5 protein-coding genes are annotated in these 6,488 nt (G+C 70.6%); 4 read left to right on the forward strand and 1 reads right to left on the reverse strand.

The window, feature by feature from the left end; translation table 11 throughout:
- Positions 1 to 77 precede the first annotated feature (77 nt).
- From C6W10_RS19855 to C6W10_RS19875, 4 genes are all read left to right on the forward strand, one after another.
- Positions 78 to 971 (forward strand): TauD/TfdA family dioxygenase, encoded by an 894-nt coding sequence (locus C6W10_RS19855; RefSeq protein ID WP_159104666.1) that lies wholly within the window; start codon positions 78 to 80, stop codon positions 969 to 971.
- The gene (locus C6W10_RS19860; protein ID WP_107259441.1) at positions 968 to 2,272 is read left to right on the forward strand and encodes an amidohydrolase family protein; all 1,305 of its coding nucleotides are present in this window, start codon (positions 968 to 970) and stop codon (positions 2,270 to 2,272) included. Before C6W10_RS19855 ends, C6W10_RS19860 begins: the two co-directional genes overlap by 4 nt.
- A 541-nt stretch (positions 2,273 to 2,813) precedes the next feature.
- Positions 2,814 to 3,851 (forward strand): helix-turn-helix domain-containing protein, encoded by a 1,038-nt coding sequence (locus C6W10_RS19870; RefSeq protein ID WP_107259445.1) that lies wholly within the window; start codon positions 2,814 to 2,816, stop codon positions 3,849 to 3,851.
- 47 nt (positions 3,852 to 3,898) lie between these two features.
- Positions 3,899 to 5,134, forward strand: a complete 1,236-nt coding sequence (locus C6W10_RS19875) for an MFS transporter (RefSeq protein ID WP_159104667.1) — start codon at positions 3,899 to 3,901, stop codon at positions 5,132 to 5,134.
- Between the two features lie 96 nt (positions 5,135 to 5,230).
- Here the strand turns inward: C6W10_RS19875 and C6W10_RS19880 are convergent, their stop codons facing one another.
- On the reverse strand, positions 5,231 to 6,433 hold the full coding sequence (locus tag C6W10_RS19880; protein WP_107259449.1) for an acetyl-CoA carboxylase biotin carboxylase subunit family protein: 1,203 nt from the start codon (positions 6,431 to 6,433) through the stop codon (positions 5,231 to 5,233).
- Positions 6,434 to 6,488 lie beyond the last annotated feature (55 nt).

The following is a 6,488-nucleotide window of genomic DNA, read 5'->3' on the forward strand; positions in this document are numbered from 1 at the left end:
CGCCTGGCCGGGTGCGGCACGGCGCGGCACCCACCGACCGACATACCGAACGCCGCACCCGCAGCGAGGAGCAGATCATGACGGTCACGCAGGGACTTTCCCTGTCGCTACAGTCGCTCGTGGACGCGGTGGCCGGGTGGCCGGAGGTCGGCGGCAGGCGCCTGCACCGTCCCGACGTGCAGGAAAGGCTGGCTCGCGCGGCGCTGGCGCAGGTGCCCGGCCTGCCGGCCGCGGTACGCCGGATACGCCAGCGCCTCGTCGACGACGGTTACGCGGTCGTCGGGGTACCCGGGCTCGCCGCCTTCCCCGACGTCCAGCGGGACGCGGCGGTCGTCGCGGTGAGCGCGCTCCTCGGCCGGCCCAGCCCGGTGGGCGAGACCACCAACCTGCTGGTGTGGGACGTCCGGCCCCGGCCGGACCTGCCGGCGGCACAGCAGGCCGCGAACGTCTCCATCTCGTCCGGCGAGGCGTGCCTGCACACCGACGCCACGTTCGCGCCCGCTCCCGAGCGCTGGTTCGGGCTGTGGTGCGTCCGGCCGGCCAGCGACGGCGGGGCGAGTGTCCTGGTCGACGCGCGCCGGGTGGTCGAGGCGATGGCGGCCGAACCCGGTGCCCGGGCGGCGGTGGAGTTGCTGCGCGGCACCGACGTTCCGTTGTGGAACGGCCGGACGCTGCTGCCGGTCCGGGTGCTCGGCGGTCCCGGCCAGCCGCTGGTGCGGTACCGCGAGGACCTGATCGCCGAGGGGTTGCGGCGGGCCGGGCTGGGTCCGACCCACCCGGTGACGGAGGCGGTCGACGCGTTCGCCCGGCGGCTCGGCGCGGACAGCCACCGCACCCGGATCCGACTCGCCGCCGACGAGGTGCTCCTCGTCGACAACCACCGGACCGTGCACGCCCGGGAGCACTTCGCGGATCCGGAGCGCCACCTGCTGCGAGTCCGGATGTCCGAGGGGCCGGTGGTGCCGGTATGAGCGTGGAGAAGCCGGTGTTCCGGGCGGCCGGATGCCGGGTCGAGACGCAGCCGTACGACGAGCACAGCCGGCTCGTCTCGGTCTACGGCGAGGCCGGCGCCACAGCCACCCTGGAGGCGCCCGGCTACCGGCACACGCGCCTGACCGATCTGGTGCGCAAGCGCCATCTGAGCTGGCAGGACGGCTCGGTGGAGATCGAGATTCCCGGCGACGGGCGGGCCTGGCTCATGGTCTTCGACCCGCCGCCGGAGGTGTCGATCTTCGACTACCGGCCCGAACCGCTGCTGGAGGTGCCCGGCTCCGAGCCGGTGGCGGCCCGGTTCCCGGTGGTCGACGTGCACGCGCACCTCGGGCTCGGCGACGCGGACGCGGCCGAGCGGGTCCGCCTGATGAACTCGGTCAACGTCGCCGTCGCGATCACCGGCGGCTTCGCCGATCGCGGGGACACCACGGCGGATACCGCGAGCCGATTCGTCGCCGCGGCGCCGGGCCGGTTCCTCGCCGCGGCCACCGTCGACTGGTCCCTGGTCCGGCGGACGAACGGCGGTGCCCTGCTCGCGGAACGGCTCCACGAGGACGTGACGCGGCACGGCGCGGTCCTGGTGAACGAGGCACACGACAAGGGCTTCGGGGTCGACGACCACGGGGTGGGTCCGGTGCCAGCGGACCCGATCCACCTCGACGACCCGCGGCTGGACCCGTTCTGGGCGGCGGCGGCCGAGCTGGGCGTACCGGTGATCGTGCACTGCGGCGACGACATCGCCACGTACCGGCCGTGGGACGCCCGGAACGAGGCGCTGCGGCGGCTGTACCGGGCGCCGTGGTCGCGCCGCCGCCCCGGCGGACTGTCCCAGCAGGAGGTCCACGCCCGGCGGGACCGGGTGTTGACCCGGTTCCCCCGGCTGCGCCTCGTCGCCGCCCACCTCGACGGGTACGGCGAACGGCTCGACGTGCTGGCCGCGTCGCTGCGCCGGCATCCCAACCTGTACGTGGAGCTCGGCGCCCGGCACCGGGTCCTGGCCCGGCAGCCGCGGCACGCCGCGCGCTTCCTCCGGGAGTTCGCCGGTCGGGTGCTCTTCGGCGGCGACCGCGCCCAGGACGCCGGTACCTACCGGGAACAGTTCCGGGTGCTGGAGACCGACGACGACGCGTTCGCCCCGCTGGACCCGGTCGACCCGGGCCCGCTGTACGGCCTCGACCTGCCTGACGACGTCCTGACCGAGTTGTACCGCGACGCGGCCGCCCGGATGCTGCCCGGGGTGGCCGCGCTGCTCTCCGCCCCGGGCCGGCCGACGGCGTAGCCAGGGCTGGCACCCGGCCCCCGGACGGAGAAATCCGGCGGGCGCGGAAGCGTTGTGCGCCACAGATTCCCGAACTGCCGGAGAGGGCGCCCGGCACGGTGTCCGACCCCTGTTCGTATGCGGGGTCGGCGCCGAATTCATGCTGGATTCCACGTGTGTGGAGATCGGCTGGCGTGGCGTGATTCCCGGACGAAATCCCGGACACATTGTGGATTAATAATGCGGCAATATCATGCGCGACTCCGTCCAAAAAATTTGCCCTTGCGTTACCCACTATTGACATGCTTGACTCACCTCAGTCGGCGCCAATCGGGGATCAGCCGAATCGGACCCGAACCTCCCCGACCCTTCGTCCAGGAGAAGGAGGTGTCACATCATGTCGGTGAAGATCTCCCTTAAGAAGGTCGCGGCTCCCAAGCAGGAGTCCAAGCTGTCGGCGGTCGTCCGCTGCGGCTGAGGCCAGGACGGGTCGGTGGGCTCGCTTTTCGGCGGCCCACCGACCCGTGCAGACCCTGCTGAACCGACGAAGAAGGAGACCGCCATGACCGCAGTCATTCCCCAGCCCGACATAATCGACCCGCTGGCCGAGTTGGACTATCCTCGGCTGCGCCACTGCACATTCCGTGAACTCTCCAGCGACCAGCCCATGCTGATGATCGTCGGACGGGAACACTTCGAGATCAGCGAGGAAGAGGGGACCCGTACGGCGCTGCTGACCGTCAAGCGGTATCTCGACGGGCGGCACACCATTCCGGAGATCGCCAAACTGTCGGGCGTCGACGAGGCGTCCGTACGACAGATCGTGAGCACGTTGCACGAGGCCGGTCTGCTGCGCCGGGAGACCCCGACCGAATATATTCCCGGCGACGTGTTCGCCGCACAGATCGACGCGAGCTGCGAGATGTGGGCCCGGCAGATCGGGTTCCACCACCTCTTCGCCGACCTTGAGCACGGCGACCTGCGGCGGGAGGTCTTCCTCGGCCTGATCCTGGAGACCTACCACTACGTCAAGTCGGCGCCGAAGCACATCAGCACCGCGATCGCCCACTGCCGGGACGAGCGCCTGGTGCCGCTGCTGTCGGAGTACTTCGTGGACGAGTGGAACCACGCCGGCATGCTGCTGGGCAGTCTCGTCCAGATGGGCGTCCCCGAGGAGCAGGTCAGGTCCGCGCACCCGATCATCGGCACCTGGTCACTGGTCAACAACCTGTGCGAGATCGCCCGCCAGGACACCCTCTCCTACATCGCCTGCACCTCGCTCTTCGAGGCCCGGGCGGACGACTTCGAGGGTGGGGCGGCGAGCATGCGCCGCGCGGCGGTGGCGGCCGGCTTCCCCGAGGACTCCGTCGACCCGGTCATCCGGCACATGGGCATCGACGTGCAGGCGGAGCACGCCAGCCTGATCGGTCAGGCCACGCGGATCCTGGGCGACATCCCCGGCAGGCAGGCACACGTCGTGGTCAACAACCTGCACGACCTGAAGCACTCGTACGACCAGTTCCACGACCAGATCGTGCAGTACTACTCGGACATCTCGAACTACATCCCCCGGGTGAAGGTCGACTACTTCAGCCTGTAGCACCCTGCCCGGGAGAGGGAACCATGTCGCCGACGACCGATGCGGTGGTGACTCACGAAGAGTCCGGCCGAAAGCTCCCTTCCGGCCGGACCTTCATCCGCTTCTGGACCGCGCAGACGGTCAGCCAGCTCGGCGACGAGGTGTTCATCGTCGCGCTGCCGCTGATCGTGTACGCCACCACCCGCTCCGCCGGCGCCATGTCGATCGCATTCGGCATGACGATGGTGCCGCACATCGCCCTGGGCATCCTCGGCGGCGCGCTCGCGGACCGCTTCGACCAGCGCCGGCTGCTCGCCACGCTCTCCGCGGCGGCGACGGCGGCACTGCTGGTGTTGGCGGCCATGCTGCACTTCGGTGCTGCCGGGCCCGTGACGCTCGCCGTGAGCGCGCTGCTCCTGGCGTGTCTGCTCGCCGCCCTGCTGCCCGGGTACGAGTCGTGCATCCCGCGGATCGTCCCGGCGGAGCGGCTGGTCAGCGCCAACTCCCGGCTGGAGGTCAGCCGCATCGTCTGCGCGGTGGTCGGGCCCGGCCTCGCCGGCCTGCTGGTCACCCTGGGCCCGGGGGTCGGCGCGATCGTCTTCGACGCGGCCAGTTTCCTGGTCGCCGGGCTGCTGCTCCTCTCGCTGCCGCCACTGGCGCCCCGGGCGGCGCCCCGGCGCCCGGCGACGACCCGCAACCTGCTCCGCGAGATCGGCGAGGGAATCGGGCTGGCGTTCCGGACCCGCTCGATCCGGCTCGGCATGCTTCTGAGCACGACGACGAACGTCTGTGTCGGAGCGCTGCACATCGTGGCGATCTTCCAGCTCCGCGACCGGTTCGACGTACCGGCGCCGACGGTCGGATTGATCATGACGGGGACGGCGATCTTCTCGCTGGTCGTGGCGGCACTGCCCCGCCTCCAGCGCCGGCTGGGCTATCCCGGCACGCTCGCGATCGGTCTGCTGCTCTCGATGGTCGCCTGCCTGCTGATGGCAAAGCCCGCCCACATCAGCTGGGTGATCGGCGCGCTCGCCCTGGAGACCTGCGGCGCCACGGTGTTCAACGTCGGCTGGCGGGCGATGCGGCAGCAGGTCGCCGGGGCGGAAGCGATCGGGCGGATCTCCGGAGTGTCCCGGGGAGTCGCCTTCCTCGGTGCGGCAGTCGGCGGGTGGCTGGGCGGTGCCGTGGCGGCGAGCGCCGGGCTGTCGCTGTACCTCTATCCGGGAGCCGCCGTCATCGCCGGCCTGGTCGCACTCGCACTGCTCCGACTTCCGGGGTACCTGGCCAGGGACCTCGCCACCTGAGCGGCGGCGCGGGCACCCGATGTCCGCCGCCGCCTCCTCCCCCGGAGCCGAGCCGCCCGGCAGAAGCGATCCGCGCACGAGCGGCGAGCCGGTGATCTACAGGTAGCGGATGCCGAGGATGTCGTCGATCCGGCTGGCGAAATCCGCCAGCGCCGCGTGGTTGTCGGTACGACCGATGCAGGTGTAGATCCGCTCCTGGAAGCCGCGTCGCCAATCGAGTGACGACGGAGGTTTGATGAGCAGCGACACCTGCTCCACCTCGCCGCGCGCACGCAACTGCCCGAGCCCGGAGATCTCCGACAGCTTCCACGCGCCCACCGGCGGCAAACCGAAGTAGTGGTACACGACGTCCCGGCTGGGGTGGAGCCGGATCGCCGGCCGCTCCCCCAGCGCCAACTGGGCCGCCACCCGAATCAGGTCGACGCGGTGTGCCCGCCTGAACAGGTCGTAGATGGGATGGCCGAGGCGGCCGTTCACCTCGATGACCCGGGGACCGTCCGGAGTCAGCTTGACCTCGGTGTGACAGATCGAGTCGCCGACTCCGAGTGCGGTGAGTGCGTTCGTGGTCAGCCCGAGTACGGCGTCCGCGTCGAACGCGTCCGTGCGGGCCGGCAGGTAACTGCCCTGTTCCCGGAAGGGAGGCGTCAACGCCAGCTTTCCGGTTATCCCGATGTGGCTGATCTCGCCGCCCCGAACCATGGACTCCACCGAGACATAGTTTCCCCAGGGAGGCGCGACATCGACGCCGGCGATCAGGCCCTCGGCGACGTACCCGTCGTCCGGGGCGACCTCCTCGGCGCCGAACAGCCTCTCCGCGAGCGTCAACAGTTCTTCCGTCGACTCGACGAGATAGGTGTTCGTCCCACCGAACCCCCGGTTCGGTTTCAGCACGGCGGGAAACGGGATCTGGCCGGCGGCTGCGTCCGCCGCCGCCAGGCTGGTGAGCAGGGTGGTGGGGGTGGGGTCCACCCCGCGTTCGTTGAGGATCGACCGCTGCCGGAACTTCCTGGTGATGTTGAGCGCGGCCTCCGGGGAGTGGAATGGCACGCCGAGTCGTTCGGCGAGGTTCGCGGCCGGTTCCAGCTGGTAGTCGCTGAAGGTGAGCACGCCGCGCGGCCGGTGGTCGAGAACGGTGTCGAAGGTCGTCACCGCGGCGAAGTCGGAGATCAGCTCGGCAAGTTCACTGCCCTGCTCGGAGTCGGGCAGCACGAAGACCGGCTCCGCCAAGCCGTCGAGACTGCCCAGGATCTCGGTCGGGGTGGCAGCACCCACGTCGTAGACCACCGCGATACGTTCCACACATCCCCCTCGGCCGAGCGTGTCGTTCGGATCGTTGGACGGCCCCGCGAGGGGC

The sequence above is a fragment of the Plantactinospora sp. BB1 genome, from assembly GCF_003030385.1.
Classification (GTDB): Bacteria; Actinomycetota; Actinomycetes; order Mycobacteriales; family Micromonosporaceae; genus Plantactinospora.

Bases quoted from the DNA above. Each gene is read 5' to 3' on its own strand.
- C6W10_RS19855 (WP_159104666.1), top strand. From the start codon at position 78: ATGACGGTCACGCAGGGACTTTCCCTGTCGCTACAGTCGCTCGTGGAC.
- C6W10_RS19860 (WP_107259441.1), top strand. From the start codon at position 968: ATGAGCGTGGAGAAGCCGGTGTTCCGGGCGGCCGGATGCCGGGTCGAG.
- C6W10_RS19870 (WP_107259445.1), top strand. From the start codon at position 2,814: ATGACCGCAGTCATTCCCCAGCCCGACATAATCGACCCGCTGGCCGAG.